This is a genomic window from Streptomyces xanthochromogenes (assembly GCF_014650455.1).
In the GTDB taxonomy this organism is placed as follows: Bacteria; Actinomycetota; Actinomycetes; order Streptomycetales; family Streptomycetaceae; genus Streptomyces; species Streptomyces xanthochromogenes.
On record NZ_BMUZ01000014.1, the window covers coordinates 174,243 to 198,552 of the forward strand.

The 24,310-nt window shown below is 73.6% G+C and carries 20 protein-coding genes; 9 read left to right on the plus strand and 11 right to left on the minus strand.

Annotation, left to right across the window (positions count from 1 at the left end):
• Positions 1-60: 60 nt before the first annotated feature.
• On the plus strand, positions 61-1,266 hold the full coding sequence (locus tag IE267_RS32015; protein WP_373304619.1) for a glycosyltransferase 87 family protein: 1,206 nt from the start codon (positions 61-63) through the stop codon (positions 1,264-1,266).
• Here IE267_RS32015 and IE267_RS32020 read toward each other — a convergent pair.
• Complete coding sequence (locus tag IE267_RS32020; RefSeq protein WP_189765572.1) at positions 1,200-2,867, minus strand: DNA repair helicase XPB; 1,668 nt, start codon at positions 2,865-2,867, stop codon at positions 1,200-1,202. The genes IE267_RS32015 and IE267_RS32020 overlap by 67 nt on opposite strands.
• A 239-nt stretch (positions 2,868-3,106) precedes the next feature.
• Here IE267_RS32020 and IE267_RS32025 point away from each other — a divergent pair, with 239 nt between their 5' ends.
• From IE267_RS32025 to IE267_RS32035, 3 genes are all read left to right on the plus strand, one after another.
• Positions 3,107-3,592: a hypothetical protein gene (locus tag IE267_RS32025; protein WP_189765573.1), complete on the plus strand. Its 486-nt coding sequence runs from the start codon at positions 3,107-3,109 to the stop codon at positions 3,590-3,592.
• A 92-nt stretch (positions 3,593-3,684) separates the two neighbouring features.
• Entirely contained in the window at positions 3,685-3,936 is a 252-nt protein-coding gene (locus IE267_RS32030) for an NfeD C-terminal domain-containing protein (RefSeq protein ID WP_161245323.1), read from the plus strand.
• Positions 3,937-3,947: 11 nt separating this feature from the next.
• Positions 3,948-5,132, plus strand: a complete 1,185-nt coding sequence (locus IE267_RS32035) for a flotillin family protein (RefSeq protein ID WP_229861535.1) — start codon at positions 3,948-3,950, stop codon at positions 5,130-5,132.
• 424 nt (positions 5,133-5,556) lie between these two features.
• Here IE267_RS32035 and IE267_RS32040 read toward each other — a convergent pair whose 3' ends face one another.
• On the minus strand, positions 5,557-8,073 hold the full coding sequence (locus tag IE267_RS32040; protein WP_189765574.1) for a helicase C-terminal domain-containing protein: 2,517 nt from the start codon (positions 8,071-8,073) through the stop codon (positions 5,557-5,559).
• A gap of 123 nt (positions 8,074-8,196) precedes the next feature.
• Here IE267_RS32040 and IE267_RS32045 point away from each other — a divergent pair, with 123 nt between their 5' ends.
• Positions 8,197-9,237, plus strand: a complete 1,041-nt coding sequence (locus tag IE267_RS32045; protein WP_189765575.1) for a hypothetical protein — start codon at positions 8,197-8,199, stop codon at positions 9,235-9,237.
• Positions 9,238-9,798: 561 nt separating this feature from the next.
• Here IE267_RS32045 and IE267_RS32050 read toward each other — a convergent pair.
• Genes IE267_RS32050 through IE267_RS32065 form a run of 4 tightly spaced genes read right to left on the minus strand, consistent with a single transcriptional unit; the run spans position 9,799 to position 13,707 of the window.
• Complete coding sequence (locus tag IE267_RS32050; protein ID WP_189765576.1) at positions 9,799-10,746, minus strand: ABC transporter substrate-binding protein; 948 nt, start codon at positions 10,744-10,746, stop codon at positions 9,799-9,801.
• Positions 10,743-11,570, minus strand: a complete 828-nt coding sequence (locus IE267_RS32055; protein ID WP_167158006.1) for an ABC transporter ATP-binding protein — start codon at positions 11,568-11,570, stop codon at positions 10,743-10,745. Before IE267_RS32055 ends, IE267_RS32050 begins: the two co-directional genes overlap by 4 nt.
• Complete coding sequence (locus tag IE267_RS32060; RefSeq protein ID WP_167158003.1) at positions 11,571-12,638, minus strand: FecCD family ABC transporter permease; 1,068 nt, start codon at positions 12,636-12,638, stop codon at positions 11,571-11,573.
• Positions 12,639-12,696: 58 nt separating this feature from the next.
• Positions 12,697-13,707, minus strand: coding sequence for a FecCD family ABC transporter permease (locus IE267_RS32065; RefSeq protein ID WP_189765577.1), 1,011 nt, complete (start codon positions 13,705-13,707; stop codon positions 12,697-12,699).
• A gap of 124 nt (positions 13,708-13,831) precedes the next feature.
• Here IE267_RS32065 and IE267_RS32070 point away from each other — a divergent pair, with 124 nt between their 5' ends.
• Positions 13,832-14,464: an HAD family hydrolase gene (locus tag IE267_RS32070; RefSeq protein WP_189765578.1), complete on the plus strand. Its 633-nt coding sequence runs from the start codon at positions 13,832-13,834 to the stop codon at positions 14,462-14,464.
• A gap of 58 nt (positions 14,465-14,522) precedes the next feature.
• On the opposite strand, the gene IE267_RS32075 is transcribed toward IE267_RS32070, so the two are convergent.
• Positions 14,523-14,810, minus strand: coding sequence for a hypothetical protein (locus IE267_RS32075; RefSeq protein WP_229861540.1), 288 nt, complete (start codon positions 14,808-14,810; stop codon positions 14,523-14,525).
• 136 nt (positions 14,811-14,946) lie between these two features.
• Here IE267_RS32075 and IE267_RS40320 point away from each other — a divergent pair, with 136 nt between their 5' ends.
• The gene (locus IE267_RS40320) at positions 14,947-15,330 is read left to right on the plus strand and encodes a cold-shock protein (protein ID WP_100577723.1); all 384 of its coding nucleotides are present in this window, start codon (positions 14,947-14,949) and stop codon (positions 15,328-15,330) included.
• A gap of 170 nt (positions 15,331-15,500) precedes the next feature.
• Here IE267_RS40320 and IE267_RS32085 read toward each other — a convergent pair whose 3' ends face one another.
• The 4 genes from IE267_RS32085 to IE267_RS32100 all read right to left on the minus strand — a co-directional run bounded on the left by IE267_RS32085 (position 15,501) and on the right by IE267_RS32100 (position 19,163).
• Positions 15,501-16,352, minus strand: a complete 852-nt coding sequence (locus IE267_RS32085; protein WP_167157997.1) for a 1,4-dihydroxy-6-naphtoate synthase — start codon at positions 16,350-16,352, stop codon at positions 15,501-15,503.
• Positions 16,342-17,094, minus strand: coding sequence for a futalosine hydrolase (locus IE267_RS32090; RefSeq protein WP_167157994.1), 753 nt, complete (start codon positions 17,092-17,094; stop codon positions 16,342-16,344). The genes IE267_RS32085 and IE267_RS32090 overlap by 11 nt, the downstream gene beginning before the upstream one ends.
• 17 nt (positions 17,095-17,111) lie before the next feature.
• Positions 17,112-17,603, minus strand: a complete 492-nt coding sequence (locus tag IE267_RS32095) for a DUF2771 domain-containing protein (protein ID WP_167157992.1) — start codon at positions 17,601-17,603, stop codon at positions 17,112-17,114.
• A gap of 204 nt (positions 17,604-17,807) precedes the next feature.
• Complete coding sequence (locus IE267_RS32100; protein ID WP_189765580.1) at positions 17,808-19,163, minus strand: MFS transporter; 1,356 nt, start codon at positions 19,161-19,163, stop codon at positions 17,808-17,810.
• Between the two features lie 335 nt (positions 19,164-19,498).
• Between IE267_RS32100 and IE267_RS32105 the strand changes: the two genes are divergently transcribed.
• Positions 19,499-20,416 carry a DUF3027 domain-containing protein gene (locus tag IE267_RS32105; protein ID WP_189765581.1) on the plus strand — a complete coding sequence of 306 codons (918 nt, stop codon included), beginning with the start codon at positions 19,499-19,501 and terminating at the stop codon, positions 20,414-20,416.
• 708 nt (positions 20,417-21,124) lie between these two features.
• Entirely contained in the window at positions 21,125-24,220 is a 3,096-nt protein-coding gene (locus IE267_RS32110) for a sacsin N-terminal ATP-binding-like domain-containing protein (RefSeq protein WP_189765633.1), read from the plus strand.
• Positions 24,221-24,310 lie beyond the last annotated feature (90 nt).

A 24,310-nucleotide genomic window follows, 5' to 3' on the forward strand; every position in this document is an offset into this window, starting at 1 on the left:
CACGCCCGCGCGGGCTCGCGTGGCCCGCTGTGATGTCCCGTCCCGCTAGGGTCACTTCGTGTGACCGAACGTTCACCGCGCGCCAACGCCCGGGCCCTGCTCGCGCTGACGCTCTCGCTGGCCGCGCTCGCCGCGCTCTGTGCCGCCCTGCGGATTCCCATGGCGGACGCCCTGGTCTACCGGGCGGAGGGCGCCGCCGTCGCGAACGGCACCTCGTTGTACGGGTTCACCGTCACCTCGTGGCGGCTGCCCGCCACCTACCCCCCGTTCGCGGCCCTCGTGTTCGTGCCGAGTGCCTTCGTGCCGCTTCCGGTGCTCAAGGCGGCCTTCTGCGTCGGCAACGCCGTACTGCTCGCGGTTCTCGTGCAGCTCTCCTGCCGGTTCGCCGGAGCCCGGCCCCGGCGCCCTCACGCGCTCGTCGCCGTCGCCCTCGCCCTCTGGATCGAGCCCGTCTTCCAGACGCTGCTCTTCGGGCAGGTCAACCTCGCGCTCGCCTGCCTCGTGCTCTGGGACCTCTCCCGGCCGGCGGGCGCCCTCGGCAAGGGCCTCGGGGTCGGGATCGCCGCCGGGATCAAGATCACCCCGCTGTCCTTCGTCCTGTACCTGCTGGTACGGGGCCGTCGCCGGGAAGCCGTCACCGCGCTCGCCGGGTTCGGCACGACCGTGCTCGTCGGGGCGCTCGTACTGCCCGGCGCCAGCGTCGAGTTCTTCACCCGGCGGCTCTTCGAGACCGGCCGGGTGGGCAAGGCGTGGATCGTCGACAACCAGTCCCTGCAGGGGCTCGTCGCACGGCTGCTGCACACCGCCGAGCCCGGCGCGGTGTGGGCGGTGGCGGCCGTGGCCGTCGGCGCCGCCGGGCTGTGGACCGCCCGCCGTGCCGACGAGCGCTGGGCGCTGCTCGTGACCGCGTTCACCGCGCTGCTGATCTCGCCCATCAGCTGGTCGCACCACTGGGTGTGGTGCGTTCCGCTGATCGCCGTGCTGTGGGCCGAGGGACGGATGCGTACGGCCGTCGCCGTCGCCCTCGTCTTCACCGCCCGCACGCTGTGGCTCGTACCGCACGCGGGTGATCTCGACCTTCGACTGCCGCTCTGGGAACAGCCGTTGGCGTCACCGTACGCACTGGTCGGGCTCGCGGTGCTGGCGTGGGCGGCCCGGCGGCCCCTCGCCGCCGGGTCCAACGTGCCTTGTGGTGAAGGTCAGTTGTCCGCTTCCCCGGTGGGCCGGTTGTCCGCGAGGAGCTCGTCCGCGTCCATGATCCGGTAGGCGTAGCCCTGTTCGGCCAGGAAGCGCTGGCGGTGGGCCGCGAAGTCCTGGTCGATGGTGTCGCGCGCGACCACCGAGTAGAAGTGCGCCTGGTGGCCGTCCGCCTTCGGGCGCAGCACACGGCCCAGGCGCTGGGCCTCCTCCTGGCGGGAGCCGAACGTGCCGGACACCTGGATGGCGACCGTCGCCTCCGGCAAGTCGATCGAGAAGTTCGCCACCTTGGACACCACGAGCACACTGATCTCGCCCTCGCGGAACGCCCCGAACAGCTTTTCGCGCTGCGCGTTGGTCGTCTCGCCCTTGATGACCGGCGCGTTCAAGTGCTCGCCCAGCTCGTCGAGTTGGTCGATGTACTGGCCGATGACGAGGATCTGCTGACCCGCGAACCGGCGTACCAGCGCCTCCGTGACCTTCCGCTTGGTCGCCGTCGTCGCACAGAAGCGGTACTTCTCCTCCGTCTCCGCGGTCGCGTAGGCGAGGCGCTCGGAGTCCGTGAGGTTCACGCGGACCTCGACGCAGTCGGCGGGCGCGATGTAGCCCTGCGCCTCGATCTCCTTCCACGGCGCGTCGAACCGCTTCGGCCCGATCAGCGAGAACACGTCCGACTCGCGGCCGTCCTCGCGCACCAGCGTCGCGGTCAGGCCGAGCCGGCGGCGGGCCTGGAGGTCGGCGGTGAACTTGAAGACCGGCGCCGGCAGCAGGTGCACCTCGTCGTAGACGATCAGGCCCCAGTCCCGCGAGTCGAACAGCTCCAGGTGCGCGTAGACACCCTTACGGCGGGTGGTGAGCACCTGGTACGTGGCGATCGTGACCGGGCGGATCTCCTTCTTGGTGCCGCTGTACTCGCCGATCTCGTCCTCGGTCAGGCTGGTGCGCTTCACCAGCTCGTGCTTCCACTGGCGGGCCGAGACGGTGTTGGTGACCAGGATCAGCGTGGTCGCCTTCGCCTCGGCCATCGCCCCGGCGCCGACCAGCGTCTTGCCCGCACCGCACGGCAGCACGACCACGCCGCTGCCGCCGTGCCAGAAGCCCTCGACGGCCTGCTTCTGGTACGGGCGCAGGCTCCAGCCGTCCTCGGCGAGCTCGATGGGGTGCGCCTCGCCGTCCACGTACCCGGCGAGGTCCTCGGCCGGCCAGCCCAGCTTCAGCAGCGTCTGCTTGATCTGGCCCCGCTCGGAGGGGTGCACGGCGACGGTGTCCGGATCGAGGCGGGCGCCGACCAGCGGGGTGACCTTCTTCGAGCGCAGGATCTCTTCGAGGACGGGCCGGTCGGTCGAGGTGAGCACCAGGCCGTGGACGGGGTGCTTGCTGAGGGTGAGGCGGCCGTAGCGGGCCATCGTCTCGGCGATGTCGACGAGCAGGGCGTGCGGGACGGGGTAGCGCGAGTACTCGACCAGCGCGTCGACGACCTGCTCCGCGTCGTGCCCGGCGGCCCGCGCGTTCCACAGGCCCAGCGGGGTCACCCGGTAGGTGTGGATGTGCTCCGGCGCCCGCTCCAGCTCGGCGAAGGGCGCGATGGCACGGCGGCAGGCGTCGGCCTGCTCGTGGTCGACCTCCAGGAGCAGGGTCTTGTCGCTCTGGACGATGAGTGGTCCGGTCACCTGGGGCGTGTCCTTCCGACGGATGGCCACCCGGGGAGGGCGGGCAAACTTCCAGTCTGCCGCATCGGCGGGCCCGGTGGGGCGCGCACCGGATGCGGACGCGGTGCTGACGGGCTCCCCGTACGCACCCGAGGGCCCAGCACTCCCCCACCCACCCACCCTCGGGTGAGTACGGGGCGCAGTCCGGATGAGTAGGCGGACGGTGCCGGTGGGGCGGGGGCGGCGGGTGGGATGGAGCCATGACGACGCAGGGGAATCAGACGCGGCGGAACCGGAACCCGTACGCCTACCGGGAGGTCTCCGCCGGGGAATGGGCGCAGAGCACCAGTGGCTTCGGGGGCTTCCGGAGCTTCGTGGACGGCCGTGGTGTCGGTGGCGTGGGTGGCATCCGTGACGTCGGGGACGTCGGGCCCGATGACCGGTGGTGGGTGGTGCCCGCCGTGTGCACGGCCGTGCTGGTGCTGTCGGCGTGGCTGGACCTCTCGGTGCTGGCCGGGACGGGGATGTCCGGGCCGGCCACGATGGCGTTCGGCTACGCGGTGCCGGCCGTGCTGGTCACCGTGAGCTGGCTGCTTCCGCACCGGCGGAGCCTGCGGTCGGCGCGGATCGGTCTGGGGGTGACGGCCGCGGCCGCGGTCGTCCTGTTCTCGAAGATCGCGGCCTTGGGTCTGATGCTCCTGCTGATGTTCTTCGTGCTGCTCTGCGGTGGGACCCTGGAGGGGTAGGCCAACACACGGGGTGGCCCGGCCATAGGCGGGTGATCCCAGCAGGTCTAAGGTCTGGAATCCAGGACCAGAACGATGGGGGGCGCATGGCCGTGGAACAGGACGACGACGTCATCGGCCGCCCCGGAGTGCTGCACGTGGCCACTCGTGGAACCGCCGGGCCCGGTGAGGTCGTGGTGAGCGTCAGAGGCGGCACGGAGGCCTTCCTCGCCTGGTCGGAGGAACCCCTGCCGAGGGGGGCGACCGTGCTCGTGATCGGATCCCGTGGCACCCGCCAGGTGGACGTCATCGAGTGGGCCGATCCGTTGGATGCGTTGGGCGGCTCCGCCGCCGACGCCGGCTAAGGAGACAAAGGATGTTCGGTTACCGGGTGCCCGCCCCCGACGAGGCAATGTTGATCTCGGGCGGCAGGCGCGGACTCGGGGGCGCCCCGTTCCGCGTAGTGACCGGCCACGGCAAGTTCGTCCTGCCCATTTTCCGCAAGACCCGCTTCCTCACCCTGTCGATGTGCGAGGCCGAGGTCACCGAGACGTGCGTGACGAAGCAGGGCATCGCGCTGCACGTGCGCGCCGTGATCGCGTTCAAGGTCGGCAACGACACCGAGTCCATCGTGAACGCGGGCCAGCGCTTCCTGTCTGACCAGGACCAGATGTCGGTCCTGACCGGCCGGATCTTCGCCGGGCACCTGCGGTCCATCATCGGCTCGATGACCGTCGAGGAGATCGTCACCGAGCGGCAGAAGCTCGCGGCGGAGGTCCTGGAGACCTCCAAGACCGAGATGGCGAAGATCGGCCTCATCGTCGACTCGCTCCAGATCCAGTCCATCGACGACGGCGAAGTCGGCTACATCGACGCGATGTCCGCGCCGCACAAGGCCGCCATCCAGCGGGCCGCCCAGGTCGCGCAGGCGCAGGCCACGCAGGCCTCGGTCGAGGCGGAGCAGGTCGCGGCGCGCAACCAGGCGGAGTACGCGCGGCAGACGGCGGTCGTGAAGGCGGAGTACTCGGCCGAGGTCGACCGCGTGCAGGCGCAGGCCGCGCAGGCCGGCCCGCTCGCCCAGGCGCACGCCCAGCAGGAGGTGCTCCTCGCGCAGACCGAGCTGGCCCAGCGCGCGGCCGAGCTCCGCCAGCAGCAGCTCGTCGCGGAGATCGTGAAGCCGGCGCAGGCCGAGGCCGAGCGCATCAAGGTGCTCGCGATCGCCGAGGCGGAGCGGATGAAGATCCAGGCGGAGGCGGCCGCGTCGTACGACCGCGTCGCGCTCGACCGGATGCTGATCGACCAGCTGCCGCTGATCGTGAAGGAAGCGGCGGGAGGTCTGGCGGGGGCGAACGTCAACGTGCTCAACGGGGCGGACGGGCTGGGCGAGATCGCGGCGGGGCTCGTCGGGCAGGGCCTGACGATCCTCGACTCCGTCCGGCAGAACCTGGGCGGTTCCGGCGACCGCGACTCCAAGGGCCCGGCCCAGCTGTCCCTGCCGGGGCTGTTGTCGGGCTCGGGGGACGGGCCCGCCAAGCGGGACGGGTCTGTCGACATCGACTAGGCCGGGTCGGAGGGGGGTGCGGGTTGGCGGGGCGTGGGCTTTTCCCCTCCCCGCCCCTTCCCGCAACCCTCCGGGGGGGGGAAAGGCGGGGTGAGTGCGCCTTGCGGGGCTGCGCCCCGGCCCGGGGGTTCGACTGCGGATCGTGGGTGGCTGGTCGCGCAGTTCCCCGCGCCCCCAACCCCGTTGGCGGGTGCGGGTCGTGCTCGCTTCTCGCGCAGTTCCTCGCGCCCCTGAAGACTTGGTGCCGGTCCGCATCGGGCATTTCAGCCCGTCATGGGGGTCCCCCCTGGCCCTTGAGGCCTTGGGGGAGTTTGAGGACGAGCGCCCTTGAGGCGCGATCGGGGTCTGGGGCGGAGCCCCAGGGGCCGGGACCCGTCCACCCCCGAGCCGCCAGCGGGTGGGTGGGCAAACCCGGCGGGTTGTCCTACGCCGGGTCGTCGGCGAGTTCGGCCACGCCGGTGATGCGGTGGAGGGGGTACGTGCGAACCTCGTCCGCCGTGTGGTCGTACGCGGTGACGAACCCTCCCTCCACCCGTACCGGCGCGATGACCCGCTGACTGGCGGAGCCCTCCGCGTTGACGTAGCCGATCCACACCGCCGAGCCGGTCATCGCCGCCGCCTGCACCGTCGCCAGCGTCTCCGCAGGCGAGGTGCGCGGGAGCGAGCCGTCCGTGCGGGCCGCCTCGGGCTGGTCCTTGCGGACGACCGTCGCCGCCGTGTCGCCCGCCCGGATCGCCCGTACCGCCGCGTCGAGCAGCGTCTCGTCGGGCAGCGGCGGGCCGTCCGGGACCGGCACGGGGGCCGTGCGGCGCGGGGTGCGGCGGGCATCGGCGCGGGTGATCAGGACGTCGCCCTCGGCGGATTCGGCGGCCGGGGCGTAGCCCATGGAACGCAGCCCGTCGAGCAGCGCGCCCGGCTCGGCCGTGGTGGCCAGGACCGTCGGGGCGAGGCGGCGCAGGCGCAGCGCCTGGCTGCGTTTGTCGGCCAGGATCTCGCCCAGCATCGCCTCGTCGTCGCAGCGTACGTACGCCGAAGCGGCGCCCACCCGGAGGTGGCCGTGTCTGCGGGCCACGTCGTCGATGAGGTAGCTGAGCGGCTGCGGCACCGGCGTACGGCTGTGCTCGGTCAGGAAGGCCTGTAGGTCGGAGGCGGTCTGGCCGGCGTCAAGGGCGCGTCGCACCGAGCCCGCCGTGAAGCGGTAGACGGTCGCGCCGCCCTTGGACTCGACGTCCGCGAGCACCCCCAGCATCGCCGCGAGCGGACGCCGCAGCGGCCCCGGCGCGACCGCCGTCAGGTCCGCCTGGAGCAGGACGTGGTCGACGGGCTCGGGCAGGTGCGGGGCCAGCGCCTTCGCGGCGAGCACGCCGAGTGCCCCGCGTTCGCCTGCGCCGACGGTCTGGGTGAGGAGGGTGCGGCCGTGCATGGTGAGCGCGCCCCGGCCCGTCACGCCGATCAACTCGGCCTCGGACAGCGCCCATTGGGCAAGCCGCGAGCGCAGGTCCGCGGGGCCGCTGCGGGCCGGGTGCTCCCAGCGCAGCCGGGCGAGCAGGGATGCGGGGTCGGGCGAGGTGGCCTCGGGCAGCGTGCCGAGCAGGGTCAGGACGCGGTGGCGGACCTCGGGCGCGGGGGAGCGGTCGAGGTCGGGGCCGAGTGCGGCGAGCGTGCGGCCCTTGGTGTCCTGCTCGCCGACGAGCCCGGCGGTACGGGTGGCGCCCAGCCAGGCCACCGCGAGCCGCGACCAGCGTTCGGCGGGCGGCAGCTCCAGCCAGTCGTCGTACTCGGGGGTCGGCGCATAGCGCTCGTCCGCCTCGCCGTCGGAGGCCAACAGGCCTGCCGCGTAAGCGAGTTCGAGCCAGAACGCGGCGATCGGCTCGGTCGCGTCCAGAGCGGTCGCGGTGCGCTTGAGGTCGCGTACGGACAGGCCGCCGGCCCGCAGCACGGCGGGGCCGCCCTCGTTCCACTCGGCGAGCAGGTCCTCGACGGTGGTCAGCGCGGTGAACGCCTGGCCCGCGGCGGTCGCGTCCACAACCTGTGGACGGTACTCGCGCAGCGGCGCGACGGCGGGCGGCACCGGCTCGGTGGTGCGGTGCGCGCGCCCGGCGCGCAGATGCAGGGCGACCTCGCGCGGCAGCACCAGGGTGCGGGCGGTCGCCGGGAGCAGCAGGCCGTGGTCGCGCAGCCAGCGCACCGGGGGCGGCGGATCGGCGGACACCTCGCCGTACGGCGGGCCCCACACCAGCCGGTCCAGGACGGTCAGCGCGTCGGACGGGGCGCTGTCCAGGAGCTGCGCCATGCGCGTGCGGTCGGTGAACAGCGAGGTCAGCGCGGCTACCGCGGACACCGGATCGTGCGTGGCCGGAAGCCCGGCGGCCTGGAGGATCTCCTGGACCCGGCCCGGAGACATACCCGAGGTCGCCTCCGCGACGGTCGGGCCGAGGCCGGTGGGCGAGGGGTGCGTGGGGGAGGGGGCGAGCAGTTCGCGCGCGGTGCGCACCAGGCGCAGCCGGTCGTCGCCGCCCCACACGAGGGCCTGTTCGCGCAGCGCGGCGAGCGCGCCGGGCAGCGCGGCCTCGACCTCCGGGTCGCCGTCGTCCCCGGCGAGCAGATCGCGTACGGCGTCGTACGGAGCCGGGTCCGGGGCCACCGCGAGGACCTGCGCGGTCTGGAGCGCAAACGTGTCGAGCCGTTCGAGGGCCCGCACGACGGAGGCCCGGGTGCCTGCGCGGGTGGCCAGCTGAGTGAGGTCGCCCGGCACCGGGCTGAGCAGGTCGGGGCGGCTCCGCAGCAGCGCGGCGAGCGACTCGTCGGGGCGGGCGCGCAGGGACTCGGCGAGGGTACGGGGTGCCGAGGCGGCGGTGCGTGCTGCCGTGGCAGCTCTGTCCGTAGCGCCGGTCGTTCCTTCGGGCACGTGCGCCTCCTGATTGCGCTCGCCGGTCCCCATCCGCCCCACGGTAGCCCGTGCGCGCTACCGTCAGGACCCGTAGCCGCTGTCCGAAACGCGACCGGACCGGCGGACGGCGGCCCTCAGGGTGGCCGCGGGGCGGCTCGCGGAGGGGAAACGCGCGTGGGGATCGAGAGCGACCAGCTGGTCTACGACTACCTGAGCCGGGTCGGAGACCTGGCCCAGCAGCGGCAACTGCCCTCCGGGGACCGGATGCGCCTGGTGTCGTCGCTGCGCAACGAGATCGACCGGCAGCGGGCGAAGTACGGGACGGAAACCCCGGCGACGGTACGGCGGGTGCTCGGGCGGTTCGGAACGCCGGAGGAGCTGGTGGAACGGGCCGCCTCCGGCGCGGGATTGGACCTGGGCGCGGGTTCCACGTCCCCTTCCGCCTCCGGCGCGTCGTCCGCCCCGGAGCCGGAGCCTCCTTCCGGGCGGGCCGTGCCGGTGCAGCGGGACCGGCTGTTCCCGGGCCGGGCCAAACGCGTTCCGCGGCCGCGTCGGCGCGAGGCGGAGGCGGAGCCTGCCGCGCCTTCGGTTCCGGCGCCGCCGCACCTCGCGGGCATGGACGAACTGGGCCGCCAGGGCGACGAGCCCGACTGGTGGCGGGTCGGGCCGCCCGGCCCGCTCGGGGGTGACTCGGTGGCGGGGTTCGTCGGCGGGGTCGAGATCCCGGAGATATTGCGGCCGCCGGTGGAGGACGAGGACGGCGAGGCGGAGGGCGACGCCGAGGAGGAGGCCGAGCCGGAGGACGCCGACCTCGTCGAGGCCGCCCCGGTGCGGCGCCGTCTGCGTCTGCGCCGCCGCCCCGCCGAGGGCCGGGCCGGCCTGTCGAACCCCCTCCTGCTGCTTGCGGCGGCGCTGCTCGTGGCCGGCGCGCTGTTCGGCCTGTGGCCGGCCCTGGGTGCGGGCTGGCTCCTGGCGTACGTGTCCCGGCGGCTGACCCCCGCGGAGTCGAAGTGGGCCGTCTTCGGGGTGCCCGGCCTCGCGCTGGCCGGAGGCCTGGTGTGGCTCTGGGGGCGGCAGGACGGGCGCTGGGGCGATCCGATCGCGCAGGGTGAGATGGGGGTTGCGCTCTCGGGGATGTGGCCGTGGCTGGTCCGGGTCGCGGCGGTGGGCTCTGCGGCGTTCCTGGTCTGGCGGTCCCAGCGCGTCCCGCGCTGACCCGCCCCGGACGCCCTGGCTGGGCCCCGCCCCTTTCGCTGTGGCGCGTGCGGCTGCACCGCGTGGCGTGCGGGGTTGGCCCGGGGGTGTTCCGGGGCTCTGCCCCGGACCCCGGCTTCTTTCCCCTCCCCGCCCCTTCCCGCAACCCTCCGGGGGTTGAACGTGGGGTGCCTCCCGGGGCTGCGCCCCCCCGGGACCCCCGGGCCCTCGATTCGGCTGCGGACCGTGGGGGCCGTTCGCGCAGTTCCTCGCGCCCCCAACCCCGTTCACGGCTGCGGACCGTGCCCGCTTCTCGCGCAGTTCCCCGCGCCCCCGAACCCGTCGTCGGCCTTGCACCGTGCCCGCTTTTCGCGCAGTTCCCCGCGCCCCCGAACCCGTCGTCGGCCTTGCACCGTGGTCGCTTTTCGCGCAGTTCCTCGCGCCCCTGGCAGGACTGGTGCTGGCCAGCACCAGGTATTTCAGCCCGTCCGGCGTTTGAGGACGAGCGCCCTTTAGGCGCGACGGGGGTCTGGGGGCGGAGCCCCCAGGGGGACGGGGGGCCCGGGGCGGAGCACCAGGGGGTCAAGTGGGGAGCGCGGTGGTCAGTTCGGCCAGGATTCGGGTGGCGGCGGTGTAACCGATGCCCTGGATCCAGAGCTGGTCGTCCACCCCGTGCACCCGCCCCGCCCGCACCGCGGCCAACCCCTTCCACAGGGAGCTCGCCAGCGTCCGCGTCGCCCCCGCCTTCCCCGGATCGCCGTACGTCGCGTAGAAGATCACGTCCGCCGCCGCGAGATCGATCCGCTCGGGGCTCACCTCGTACGCGAACCCGTCCTTCGCCCTGTCGACGACCGCCGGTCGCCCGAGGCCCACGTCGGCCAGGACCGTCGCGATGTAGTTCTGCCGCCCGTAGATGCGGATGTCCGCGCCCTCGACGAACCGGACGACGTTCACCTTCAGCGCCGCCGCCTTGGCGGGACCACCGAGCCGCGCGGTCAACTCCCGTACCCGCGAACCGTATTCGGCCGTCGCCCGGGCCGCTTCGGGCAGCCGTCCCAGCGCCTCCGCGTGCACCTGGAAGTTCTGCTTCCAGGGGTAGCCCGTGGACTCCGTCATCACCGTCGGCGCGATCTTCGAAAGATCCCCGTACTTGTCCCCGTGCCGCACCTTGCTGGTCAGGATCAGGTCCGGCTTCAGAGCGGCGATGGACTCCAGGCCGGGGTTCATCATCGCGCCGACGTCCTTGATCCCGGCGAGCCGGTCCTTGGGGAGGTAGTCGAGGAACCCGGAGGTGACGTCGGCGTGCGTCGCGCCGACCGGGCGCACGCCGAGCGTGATGGCCGAGTCGAGTTCCGCCGTGTCCAGGACGACGACCCGCTCCGGCCGGGACGTGACCCGTACGTCCCCCATCGCGGTCTTCACGACACGTGAAACGCCTTGTTTTGAAGGAGAGTTGGAGTGGACCGACGTGCAGGCCGCCAGCGCCAGTGCCGGCCCGCCGAACAGCAGGCCGCGGCGGGGGAGGGTCATCCGGGAATCCTCTCCTTGGGTGGTGCGTCCTTCGGGGGCGAGTAGGGGGCGCCGGGCACCACCAGGGGCGAGCCCGTCACCGGGTCCGGGACCACCACCGAGTCCAGGCCGAACACCTCGCGTACGAGTTCCGCCGTCACCACCTCCTCGGGGCGGCCCTCGGCGACGATCCGCCCCGCCTTCATCGCCACGAGGTGGTCGGCGTACCGCGCGGCCTGGTTCAGATCGTGCAGGACCATCACCACCGTACGGCCCCGCTCGTGATTCAACTGCCGTACCAGGTCCATGACTTCGACCTGATGGGAGATGTCCAGGTAGGTCGTCGGCTCGTCGAGCAGGAGGACGCCCGTCTCCTGGGCCAGTGCCATCGCGATCCACACCCGCTGGCGCTGGCCGCCCGACAGCTCGTCCACCGGGCGGTCGGCGAGCGCCGTCACATCGGTGCGGTCCATCGCGTCGGTGACCGCCCGCTCGTCCGCGTCCGACCACTGCTGCCACCAGTGCTGGTGCGGCTGGCGTCCGCGCGAGACCAGGTCGGCCACGGTGATCGCCTCGGGCGCGACGGGCGACTGCGGAAGCAGGCCGATCGCCTGGGCGATCCGCTTGGTGGGGATGCGCGCCAGCTCCGTACCGTCGAGCAGGACCGCCCCGCCCCGCGGCTTGAGGAGGCGGCCCAGTGCGCGCAACGTGGTCGACTTTCCGCAGGCGTTGGGGCCGACGATCACCGTCACCTTCCCGTCCGGCACGGCGAGGTCGAGGCCGTGCACGACGGTGCGGTCCTCGTAGGCGAGGGTCAGCTCGCGGGCCGTCAGCCGGCTGGTCATCTACTTTCCTCCAGTCGTACGGCTGCGCACGATCAGCCAGATCAGATACGGGGCGCCGATCACCGCGGTGAGCACGCCCACCGGCAGCTCGGTCGGCGAGAACAGCTTGCGGGCGAGCAGATCGGCGAGCACGACGATGACCGCACCCGTCAACGCCGAGCAGAACAAGGGTATTTGGGCGGTACGGGTCATCCGGCGGGCGATCTGCGGCGCGAGCAGCGCCACGAAGTCGACCGGCCCGGCCGCACCCGTCGCGACCGATGCCAGGACCACACCGATGACGACCAGGCCGAGCCGCACCCGCCCGAGCCGTACGCCGAGCGCGGTCGCGGTGTCGTCGTCGAGGGAGACCGTGCGCTGGGCGCGGGCCGCCCACAGCACGGCCGGCACGAGTGCGAGCAGCACCCAGCCGAGCGGCGCGGCCTCGTCCCAGCCGCGCCCGTTGAGCGAGCCCGTCATCCAGATCTGGGCCTGCTGGGCGACCAGGTAGTCGCCCTTGGTCATGAACAGGGTGGTGAGGGAGCGCAGCGCGATCGCGAAGCCGATGCCGATCAGTACGAAGCGCGTGGCGTGCAGCCCGCCGCGCCACGCGAAGACGTACACCAGCGCCGCGGCGAGGACCCCGCCGGCGACGGACAGGTACGGCAGCACGGTGTACGAGGTGACGCCGAACGTCATCGCGCCCACGGTCAGCGCCGAGGCGCCCTGGCTGATGCCGATGATGTCGGGGCTGGCGAGCGGGTTGCGTGCGACGGTCTGGATGAGCGCGCCCGCGATGCCGAACGCGGCGCCGACCATCAGGCCCACCACCATGCGGGGCAGCCGCAGGGTGCCGACGACGAGTTCGGCGCCCGAGTCCTGGCCGGTCAGCACCTTGAGTACGTCGCCGGGCGCCACGAAGCTCTCGCCGACGCAGAGATAGGCGACGCAGAGCGCGGCCAGGAGGGCGAGCAGGCAGGAGCCGACCGCGGCCGCCCTGCGGTGCAGCAGGAAGGCGGCCCGTCCGGCCCGCACGACGGCGTATCCGGCGGGGCGCACGCGCGGGCCGGTCGAGGAGAGGGCGCTCATGCGGGGACCGCCTTCGCGAGGGGCCGGGCGGCCCGCGGGTCGAGGGGCTCGGTGCCGCTCATGCCGGGACCGCCTTCCTGCGGACCAGCGTGACCAGGAACGGCACGCCGATCAGGGCGGTCATCACGCCCGCCGGGATCTCGCTCGGCGGGAACACGATCCGGCCGAGCGTGTCGGCGACCAGCAGCATCACCGGGCCGACGAGCGCCGCCATCGGCAGCACCCAGCGGTGGTCGCTGCCCACGACGGCGCGGGCGATGTGCGGGATCGCGAGGCCGATGAAGGCGATCGGCCCGGCCGCCGCCACCCCGACGCCGGTCAGGACGGTCGCGCCGATGCCGCCCAGGACGCGTACCGTCGCGACGTTCTGGCCGAGGCCCTTGGCGACGTCCTCGCCGAGCGCGAGCGCGTCGAGGCCGCGCGCCACCCAGGCGACCAGGACGATCCCGACGAGCAGGAACGGCCATGTCTGATGGGCGACTTGGGCATCGCGGCCGGCGAGCGAACCGACCTGCCAGAAGCGGAATTCGTCGAGTGCCGCGGCCTTCGTGGTGAGCACGCCCATCGTCACGGACACGAGCAGCGCGTTGATCGCGGCGCCGCTGAGCGCGAGCTTCACCGGGGTCGCGCCGCCGCGCCCGCTGGACGCGATCGCGTACACCACGACGGAGGCGATGCCCGCGCCCGCGAACGCGAACCACACGTATCCCGTCAGTGTGTGCACGCCGAGGAACGCGATCGCCAGGACCACCGCGACCGAGGCGCCCTGGCTGATGCCGAGGATGCCGGGGTCGGCGATGGGGTTGCGGGTGATGCCCTGCAGAACGGTGCCCGCGACCGCGAGGGCGGCCCCGACCATCAGGCCGATGAGGGTGCGCGGCACCCGCAGTTCGCGGACGACCTCGGCGTTGGGGGTGTGCGCGCCGCCGAACAGCGCGTCCAGGACCTCCGACGGCGGGATCGGGCGCGCGCCCACGGTGAGCGAGAGCAGGACGGCGACCAGCAGGGCCGCGACGGCCGCCGCCGTCGCGAGCACGCGTCTGGTCCGGCGGGGTGCGGCGGCTGGCATAGGGCCCATCACAGTCGGCGTTTCGAGAATCGGGTCGGGCCGGCGTGGGGCGCGCGGCTTCGGTAAGGCTTGGCTAACTACCGGGTCAGTCTAGGGGGCCGGTTCCGCTGCCCGTCTGGGCACAATGGCCTTCATGCCTCTCGACGCACCCACGGTCGGCTTCGACCTCGACATGACCCTGATCGACTCGCGCCCCGGTATCCACGCCGTCTACCAGGAGCTTTCCGCCAGGACCGGGACGTTCATCGACGCCGACCAGGCCGTCAGCCGGCTCGGGCCGCCGCTCGACTGGGAGCTGCGGCACTGGTTCCCCGAGGAGCTGATCGCGGAGATGGTCCTCGCCTACCGTGAGATCTACCCCACACGCGCGATCCTGCCGACCCCGGCGCTGCCCGGTGCCGCCGACGCGGTGCGCGCGGTGCAGGAGCTCGGCGGGCGGGCCGTCGTCGTCACCGCCAAGAACGCGCCGCAGGCCCGGCTGCACCTCGACCACCTGGGCATCACCCCGGACGAGGTGGTCGGCGGCCTGTGGGCCGAGGGCAAGGCGATCGCGCTGCGCGAGCACGGCGCGGCCGTATACGTCGGCGACCACCTCGGCGACGTGCTCGGCGCACGCGCCGCGGGCGCCCTGTCCGTCGCGGTCCCGACCGGACCGATCGGCGCGGCGGAGCTGCGCGAGGCCGGCGCCGATGTCGTCCTCGACGATCTGACGTCATTTCCGGCCTGGTTGAAGGGTTACGCCGCCGAACGCGCTTGACAGCCGGGCCTCGTACTCGCGTACGGGACCGGCCGGTTCGGGTGGGCTTCGGGCCCGGTCAGACGCGGGCCCGGCGGCGCTGCTCCGCGATGGTGAGCAGCACGCCCGCCCCCGCGATCAGGAAGCCGACGCCCATCAGCATGCAGACCAGATAGGCGACGGACGGGAACGGGGCGGTGTGCAGGAACAGCGGCGCCACGGTGACCAGGGTGGCGAGCGCGCCGACGAAGAACACGACGACGCCGACGCGAACCAGCCGATCACCGGTGGTGAGGGCGTCGCGGTCGGTCCTGGCCTGGGTTTCGGTACTCACCCCGCCAGGGTAGTTCCCTGCTCGTAAGGACAGGCCGGGACGTCTTGTCAGCTGCCCCTGGACCATTAGCCTTGGTGTCGGCGGGTCGGAAGGCGACCCGCTGTCGTGCTATCCAGAGCCGTTTTCGGCGCCCCCGCACACAACGACGAGTACGAGGACGAGGACAGACGTGCCTACCGGCAAGGTCAAGTGGTTCAACAGTGAGAAGGGCTTCGGCTTTCTCTCCCGCGACGACGGCGGCGACGTCTTCGTCCACTCCTCCGTGCTCCCCGCCGGGGTCGACGCCCTCAAGCCCGGCCAGCGCGTCGAGTTCGGCGTCGTCGCCGGTCAGCGTGGCGACCAGGCCCTGTCCGTGACGGTCCTCGACCCGGCCCCCTCGGTGGCCGCGGCCCAGCGCCGCAAGCCCGACGAACTGGCCTCCATCGTGCAGGACCTGACCACGGTCCTGGAGAACATCACGCCCATGCTGGAGAAGGGCCGCTACCCCGACAAGGCCGCGGGCAAGAAGATCGCGGGCCTGCTGCGCGCGGTGGCGGACCAGTTGGACGTCTAGGTCCCGTCGCCGTCCTCCGGACGTCTAGGTCCCGTCGCCGTCCTCCGGACGTCTAGGTCCCGTCGCCGTCCTCCGGACGTCCGGGTTCCGTCGCCGTCCGCGCACGGCTCCGCAGGCTTGGGGCGGGCCGCCGGGCTCCGTGCGGTCCCGCCCGGCAGCCCGTTGCCGGTTCAGACGAACGACAGCGCATCGGGGCCGAGGGGCGGGACGAGACCCTCGGCCGCGGCGCGCGTCAGCAGGCCCCGCACCGCGGCGTAGCCGTCCTCGCCGAGGTCGGCGGTGAACTCGTTGACGTAGAGCCCGATGTGCCGGTCGGCCACGGCCGGGTCCATCTCCTGGGCGTGCTCCAGTACGTACGGCCGGGACGCCTCGGGGTGCTCCCAGGCGAGCCGTACGGAGGTGCGGGCCGACTCGGCTAGGAGGCGCAGCGTGTCCTCGCCCAGCGAGCGCTTGGCGATGATCGCGCCGAGCGGGATGGGCAGCCCGGTGGTCGACTCCCAGTGCCGGCCCATGTCGGCGAGGCAGTGCAGCCCGTAGTTCTGGTACGTGAAGCGGGCCTCGTGGATGACGAGTCCGGCGTCGACCTTGCCGTCGCGCACCGCGGGCATGATCTCGTGGAACGGCATGACGACCACCTCGCCGACCCCGCCCGGCACCACGTCCGCGGCCCACAGCCGGAACAGCAGGTACGCCGTCGACTTCTCGCTGGGCACCGCAACCGTCTTGCCGGTCAGGTCCGTTCCCGCTTCCCGGGTGAGGACCAGCGGGCCGCAGCCCCGGCCGAGCGCGCCGCCGCACGGCAGCAGCGCGTACTCGTCGAGGACCCAGGGCAGCACCGCGTACGACACCTTGAGCACGTCGAACTCGCCGCGCTCGGCCATGCCGTTGGTGATGTCGATGTCGGCGAACGTCACGTCGAGTCCGGGCGCGCCCGGCACCCGGCCGTGCGCCCACGCGTCGAAGACGAAGGTGTCGTTCGGGCAGGGAGAGTAGGCGATCTTCAGCGCCGGTTCAGTGCTCATGCGAGGTCCAACTCTCCAATACGGGCGGGAGCTTCCCGAATGCGTCGGTGAGGGCGGCGAGTGCGTCGCCGATCCGCCAGGCCGAACGGTCGCGCGGGCCGACGGAGTTGGAGATCGCGCGGACTTCGAGGACCGGCAGGCCGTACTGGTCGGCGGCCTCGGCGACGCCGAAGCCCTCCATCGCCTCGGCGACGGCGGACGGGTGGCGGGCCAGGAGTTCGGCGGCGCGCTCGGCGGTGCCGGTGGCGGTGGTGACGGTGAGGACGGTGCCGTACGCCGCGCCGAGTGCCCTCATCACGCGGCGGCCGAGCGGGACGGACGGGTGCACCTGGTCGCGGCCGAAGCCGAGCTCGGTGACGGGGATGAAGCCCTCGGGGGAGCCCGCGCCCAGGTCGGCGGCGACGATCCGGGAGGACACGACGAGTGAGCCGAGCGGCGCGACCCCGGGGAAGCCGCCGCCGATGCCGGTCGAGATCACCAGGTCGTAGCCGGGGTCCTGGGCGCGGCCCAGCGCGACGGCGGTGCCCGCGGCCGCGGCGGCGGGGCCGACGCCCGCCGGGTAGACGTGGATCTCGTGGCCCGCGCGGCCGTACCGGGTCAGCGGCGAGGGGGAGGACTCGGGCCCCGCGAACGGCGCGCGCCGGATGAACTCCTCGTCGAGGCGCGCGTACCCGGCGACCGCGAGGCCGGCGGCGACGGAGTCCGACTCCGCCGCCACCGCGGTCACGACCAGTACGCGCATCAGGCAGGGCCCGGTCGTCAGGAGTTGGTGCGCTTGAGCGTGAAGCTCCAGACCGACTCGGGCTTGTTGTCCTTGTCGACCTGCACGATGCTGACCTTCTTCTCCTTCGGGGCGGCACCGCCCTGGCCGCTGGCGAAGACGTCGGCGTTGGGGAAGCTCCGGTAGGTCTGGGCGGACGCCTCGGTGATCGGGCTGCCGTCGAGCAGCGCGATCCACTTGCTGCCGTTCTCGACGACCTTGGGGTCGACGCCCAGACGCAGGGTCGAGCCCGGCGCGTAGTCGATCGACTTGGCGTCCTTGACGCCGCTGAGGCAGCCGGTGAGCTTGGACTCGGCGAGCGGCTTGCCGTCCTCGCCGCGGCAGGACGCCTCGGTGTTGACGGAGTTGGTGCCGACCGTCACGGTCGCGAGAGGCGTCGGCTTGTCGCAGGCGGAGAGGACGAGGAGTCCGGCGGAGGCGGCGGCGAGTGCAGCGCCGGCCCGGCGGGTCCTACCGGAACGAAGTGACATTGTGCGGCTCCGCCGCGGGGCAACGGTCATGGAGCGAAGGCTATCGGTCGCCCCGAGCCACGCCGCGCGGGGGTGCGGCGTGCGGTGTGGCGCGGACCCGCCGACCCCGTGACGGGCCGTCCGCCCACGCTCGTCCGGGTCCCGTCCGGCTGCATGCGTAGGGGGCCCGTCCGCCCGCACTCCTACGGGCCCGTTCCCGACGGCTCAGGCCACCCGGGGATGGGGCGTGCCGCGGCGGGCCGCGCCGAGCAGGCCGCGCACCGAGACGGTGGCGCCCAGTGCGAGCAGGGACGCGGCCACCGACATGCCGAGGAGCCCGTTCAGCGGAAGCGCTATGCCGATGGCGCCGCCGAGGACCCAGGCCACCTGGAGCAGCGTCTCCGAGCGGGCGAACGCGGAGGTGCGGACCTCCTCGGGCACATCGCGCTGGATCATCGCGTCCAGGGACAGCTTGGCCAGGGCCTGGGTGAGCCCGGCCGTCGCGCCGAGGACGGCCACCATCACCCCGCTGAAGAACGCCGCCGACAGGACGGCGACGCCCAGCGCGGTCGTCAGCATCGTCACGATCAGTACCTCGGGCCCGCGCGCCTTGAGGAGCGAGCCGACCGCCGTGCCGAGCGCGTTGCCGACGCCCGCCGAGACGCCGACGATGCCGAGCGAGACGGCCGCGCTCTGCCCGGACAGCGGGTGCTCGCGCAGCAGGAACGCCAGGAAGAAGATCAGGAACCCGGACAGCGCGCGCAGCGCGGCATTGGCGTACAGACCGTTCTGCACGGACACCCCGACCGTCCGCAGACTGGGCTTCTGGCCGCCCCGGTCGGACAGCCGTGCCTTGGTCTCGCCCTTGGCCGAGTCGACCTTCGCGGGCAGGGTGAAGGCCAGGAACGTGCCGCCCATGAAGACACAGCACGCCCCGTAGAGCGGCCACTCGGGCCCGATGCGGGAGAGCCCGGCGCCGATCGGGGCGGCGGCGCCGGTGGCCAGCAGGCCGGCGAGGGTGACCCGTGAGTTCGCCTTCACCAGGGAGAAGCGGGGTGGCAGCAGGCGTGGCACCACGGCGCTTCTGACCACGCCGTACGCCTTCGACGCGACCAGCACGCCGAGCGCGGCGGGGTAGAGCTCCAGGCCACCGGTGGCGACCGCGCCCGACATGGTCAGGGCGAGCAGCACGCGGGCCAGCATCGCGCCGGCCATCGCGGCGCGCCGGCCGTGCGGCATCCGGTCGAGCAGCGGGCCGATGACCGGCGCCAGGAGGGTGAAGGGCGCCATCGTGATCGCCAGGTAGAGGGCGACCCGGCCGCGCGCCTGGTCGGTCGGCACCGAGAAGAACACGGTCGAGGCGAGCGCGACGGTGATCATGACGTCACCGGCGCCGTTCACCGCGTGCAGCTCGATCAGTTTGCCGAGCCCCGACTCACCGGCGCCGTGCGCGTGCGTGGCTTTTCTGATCGAACGCGCCGTCCCCGTGAACGGCAGATGCAGGGCGCGACCGACCGCCCGCCCTGCCCTGCCCAGGCGGCCGGACCCGTCCGAAGAACCTGACGACCTCGCGGTTGCCACCCCGCCATAGTGCCCCAAGCCCGTCCGACCCGAACCAGGATTCGGACGTGCAGGTGGGCCGGGGGCCACGAAGGGGGTAGCGTGACAGGCGCGCCGCCCGCGGCTGCCCAAGGCCGCGCGCCTCTCCGCGATCCCGCAGAATGGATCGCAGAAGGTGCGCCTCCACGCTCATACGGAGCAGGGGGGACCCCCTTGGTCAGTGAACTGGACAGCCGCTGGGCAGTTGATCGCCCGGGCGCGGACGTTGACGCGGCCCCCTGGTCCGCTCCGCCCGCCCCGTACGCATTCGGCTCCCCGGCGCACCCGTGAGACGGCGTAGGAGAGAAGCGAGACCTGTGAGTGCTGCGACGACGCGAAGCCGTACCCCTGACCGCCTGTGCGCCGAGGCGGTCGACCTAGCCCGCGAGGCGGCGGAGGAAGCCGCCGCGCCCGGCGTGGTCGGCGAGCACGTGACCCTCGTGTCGGAGGGCGACCGGGTCGTCACGCACTTCTTCGAGTGCAAGGAACCCGGCTACCGGGGCTGGCGCTGGGCGGTGACGGTCGCCCGGGCCTCCCGCGCCAAGCTGGTCACCCTCGACGAGACGGTTCTGCTGCCCGGGCCCGACGCCCTCCAGGCCCCCGAGTGGGTGCCGTGGAGCGAGCGGCTGCGGCCCGGCGACATGGGCCCCGGCGACCTGCTGCCGACGGAGGCCGACGACCTGCGCCTCGAACCCGGCTACACCGGCGAGGACGCGCCGCCGCCGAACTCCGCGGTCTCCGATGAGATGGCCGAGCGGGTCGACGCGGAGGACGCCGAGCTGGCGGACCGGTCCGACGCGGCCCCCGCGGGCACCGCGCGCGGCTCCATCGCGGCCGTCGCCGACGAGCTCGGCATGCGGCGGGCGCGGGTCCTCTCGCGGTACGGGCTGCACGCCGCGGCCGACCGGTGGGAGGAGTCCTTCGGCGGGAAGACCGCCATGGCTCAGGCCGCGCCGGCCTCCTGCGAGTCCTGTGCGTTCCTCGTCCCGATCGCGGGGTCGCTGTCGCAGGCGTTCGGGATCTGCGCGAACGAGTTCGGTCCCGCGGACGGGCGTGTCGTGGCGCTCGACTACGGGTGCGGGGGGCATTCGGAGGCTGCGGTCATGCCGAAGCCGCCGCGCCCGGCCGCGCCGGTCCTGGACACGGTCGCCCCCGACCCGCTGCCGCTCCGCCCGGCCCGCGACGGCTCGGTCCCGGAGACCCCGGACCCCACGGACGACCTGGGCCACTCGTAACCCCGGGCACGCGGGGTCCCCTGGGGCTCCGCCCCAGACCCCGGGGGGTTTGCCCACCCGCCCGCCCGTGACTCGGGGTTGGTTGGTTCCGGCTCCCTGGGGCTGCGCCCCAGACCCCTGCGGGGGCTCCGCCCCCTGCACCCCCGTTCGCGCCTGAACGGCGCTCGTCCTCAATCGCCGGACAGGCTGAAATGCCCGATGCCGGCCAGCACCGGTATGGCCAGGGGCGCGGGGAACTGCGCGACCAGCCACGCACGGTGCGAGGTCGACGGCGGGTTTTTGGGGGCGCGGGGAACTGCGCGACGAACCGCCCACGGTCCGCAGCCGAGAGCGGGTTGAGGGGCGCGGGGAACTGCGCGAGAAGCGACCATGGCCCGCAGCCGACGAGGGTTTTTGGGGGCGCACGGAACTGCGCGAGAAGCGACCACGGTGCGAGGTCGACAGGGGGTTGGGGGCGCGGGGAACTGCGCGATCAGCCACGCACGGTCCGCACCCGAACAAACGGGACCCGGGGCGCAGCCCCTGGAAGCCCCCCATTCCACCCCCGGAGGGTTGCGGGAAGGGGCGGGGCGGGGCAAGACCCCGGGGCCCGGGGCGGAGCCCCGGTGGGGGGAAATTGAAGGGCTCGGCCCGGCGCGCGGTACCTTCGGGCCGCGGTCCCGGCACGCGGGGCAGGACAGAGCGGAGTACGGCGTGATCGTCAAGGCGATGGCGGCCGAAGGGGCCGACCCCTTCGGGACGGCGCGGCTGCGGCGCGGGGTCCTGAACGCCTGGGGCGCGGCCCCGGCCAGGTTCCGCGAGGACGCCAACGCCGAGGAGGACCTCGCACTGGGCGGCTACCGCGACCGCCTGATCGTGGAGCTCGCCCAGAACGCCGCCGACGCGGCGGCCAGGGCGAACACCACGGGCCGCCTCCGGCTGACCCTCCACCCGGCGGCCCAGGACACCCCGGCCGTGCTGGCCGCGGCCAACACCGGCACCCCGCTGGACGCCGTCGGCGTCGAGTCCCTGTCCACGCTGCGCGCCAGCGCCAAGCGCGCCGACACCGAGGTCGCCGTGGGGCGCTTCGGCGTCGGGTTCGCCGCGGTGCTCGCCGTCAGCGACGAGCCCGCCGTGGTGGGGCGCACCGGCGGCGTGCGCTGGTCGCTCGCCGAGGCCCGCGAACTGGCCGCCGACGCCGCCCTCGCCAGCCCCGGCCTCGGCGACGAACTGCGCCGCCGCGACGGACACGTACCGCTGCTGAGGCTGCCGATGCCCGCCGAGGGCGCCGCCCCCGAGGGCTACGACACCGTCGTGGTGCTGCCCCTGCGCGACGGCACCGCCGAGGACCTCGTGCGCCGCCTGCTCGACGGCATCGACGACGCCCTGCTGCTCACCCTTCCCGGCCTGACCGAAATCGTCGTCGAAACCCCGGACGCCACACGGGTGTTGAGGCGGTCGGTGCACGACGCGCATGTGCACATCGACGACAGCCGGGACGAATCCATTCACCGCTGGCGGACGGTCAGTCACCACGGCCCCATTGGCAAGGAGTTGCTCGCCGACCGGCCCGTCGAGGAGCGGCTGCGCCCGCACTGGACGGTGACCTGGGCGGTCCCGGTCGACGAGGACGGCGCGCCCGAACGGCCCCGCACCGCCGCGGTGGTGCACGCGCCGACCCCGACCGATGAGCCGCTCGGCGTGCCCGCGCTGCTCATCGCCTCGTTCCCGCTCGACACCGCGCGGCGCCACCCCGCGCCCGGCCTGCTCACCGACTTCCTGGTGCAGCGCGCGGCCGACGCGTACGCCGAACTCCTGGGCGCCTGGCGTCCGGTGTCGACCGGCGTCGTCGACCTGGTGCCGGGGCCGCTCGGACGGGGCGAACTGGACGGTGCGCTGCGCGCGGCCGTGCTGAAGCGGCTGCCCCGGGTCGCGTTCCTGGCGCCCGCCGCGCCCACCGAGGAACTCGTCGCACTGCGCCCCTTCGAGGCGGAGGTCGTCGAGGGCGCGGGCGTGGACACGGTGCGCGTGCTCGCCGAAGTGCTGCCCACGCTGCTGCCCGCCGGACTCGAACGACGCCCGGAACTGAGGGCGTTGGAAGTCGGGCGGCTCTCGCTCGGCGACGCCATCGAGCGGATCGCGGGGGCCGAACGTGACCCCGAGTGGTGGCACCGGCTGTACGACACGCTCGCCGGGGTCGACCCCGACCGGCTGTCCGGGCTTCCGGTGCCGCTCGTGGGCGGCCGTACCGCGATCGGCCCCCGGCAGATCCTGCTTCCGCTCGCCGACACCCCCTTGGACCTGGGGCGTCTCGGCCTGAAGGTGGCCCACCCGGACGCGGCCCACCCGCTGCTCGAAAAGCTCGGCGCGCTGCCCGCGACCCCACGCGCCGTACTGACGACCCCTCAGGTGCGGGCGGCCGTGGCGGCCTCGCTCGACAGTGGGGAGGTCTGGGACGAGGACGGCGGGCTCGATGCGGACGAACTCGCCGACACCGTACTGACGTTGGTGCGCGAGGCGAACCTCGAACCCGGCGACGAGCCCTGGCTCGGTGCGCTCGCCCTGCCCGACGAGGACGGAGAACTGGCCCCGGCCGGTGAGCTCGTACTCCCCGGGTCGCCCTTCGCCGCCGTCATCCGCGAGGGTGAACTTGCCCACGTGGAACGGGAGTTGGCGGACCGATGGGGCGAGCAGCCGCTGACCGCCTGCGGAGTGCTCGCCACGTTCGCCCTCGTGCGGGCGACGGACGTCGTCCTGGACCCGGACGAACTGGAGCCCCGCGAAGGGGACTTCGCCGAGCCGGACGACGCGGGACTGCTCGACGCGGTCGACGTGTGGTGCGAGGACGTCCTGGACCGGCTGCCCGAATCGCCGGTTCCGCCGGTCGCCACGGAGATCGTCGCGATCCGCGACCTCGACCTGGTCGACGACGAGGCCTGGCCGCAGGCGCTGGCCCTGCTCGCGCAGCCGCCGCTGCGGGACGCCTTGGTCCAGCCCGTGCGCGTCCTGCTGCCCGACGGCACGACGGAGTCCGTACGCCCCTACACCGCGTGGTGGCTGCGGGACCATCCGGTGCTGGCCGGGCGTCGCCCCGCGGGCCTGCGTGCGGCCGGCTCCGACCCGTTGCTCTCCGGTCTGTACGAGTCCGTGGACGCGACGGGCTTCGACGACGCGCAGGTCCTGCGGGCGCTCGGCGTACGCACCTCGGTGGCCGCGCTGCTCGACGAGCCGGGCGGTGCGGCGGAACTCCTCGGCCGCCTGGCCGACGCGGACCGCCCGGTGTCGGCCCCTCAACTCCACCCCCTCTACACGGCGTTGGCGGACCTCGACCCCGAGCAGGTCACGCTGCCGGACGAGTTGCGCGCGGTGGTGGACGGGGAGGTGCGGGTGGTCGACGCGGCGGACGCGGTCGTGGCGGACGCCCCGGACCTGCTGCCCCTCGCCGCCGGCCTGCCCCTGCTCCCGGTCGCCCCCGCGCGGGCGGCCGAGCTCGCGGAGCTGCTCCAGGTGGGACGGCTCGGCGAGGCGGCGGCAGCGGAGGTGACGTCCGAGGGCGTCGAGCACGCGGTGCCGGAGGCGGTGCGGGCTCTGCTGGGCCCCGGTGCGCCGTCGACGTACGTCGAGCACGAGGAACTCCGGGCGGGTGGAGTGGAGCTGGACTGGCGTCGCTCGCCCGACGGTACGGTCCACGCGTCCACCCTGGAGGGGGTGGCGGCGGGCCTCGCCTGGGCGGCCGCCCAGTGGCCCCGCCGCTTCGAGGTGGCGGCCCTCCTGGAGGACCCGTCGCGCACGGCCGAACTCGCGACGGCCCGCTGGTTCGACTAGCGGGGCGTACGCCGGGGCTCCGCCCCGGGCCCCGGGTTTTGGCCCCTCCCCGCCCCTTCCCTCAACCCTCCGGGGGTGGGTGGGGATGGT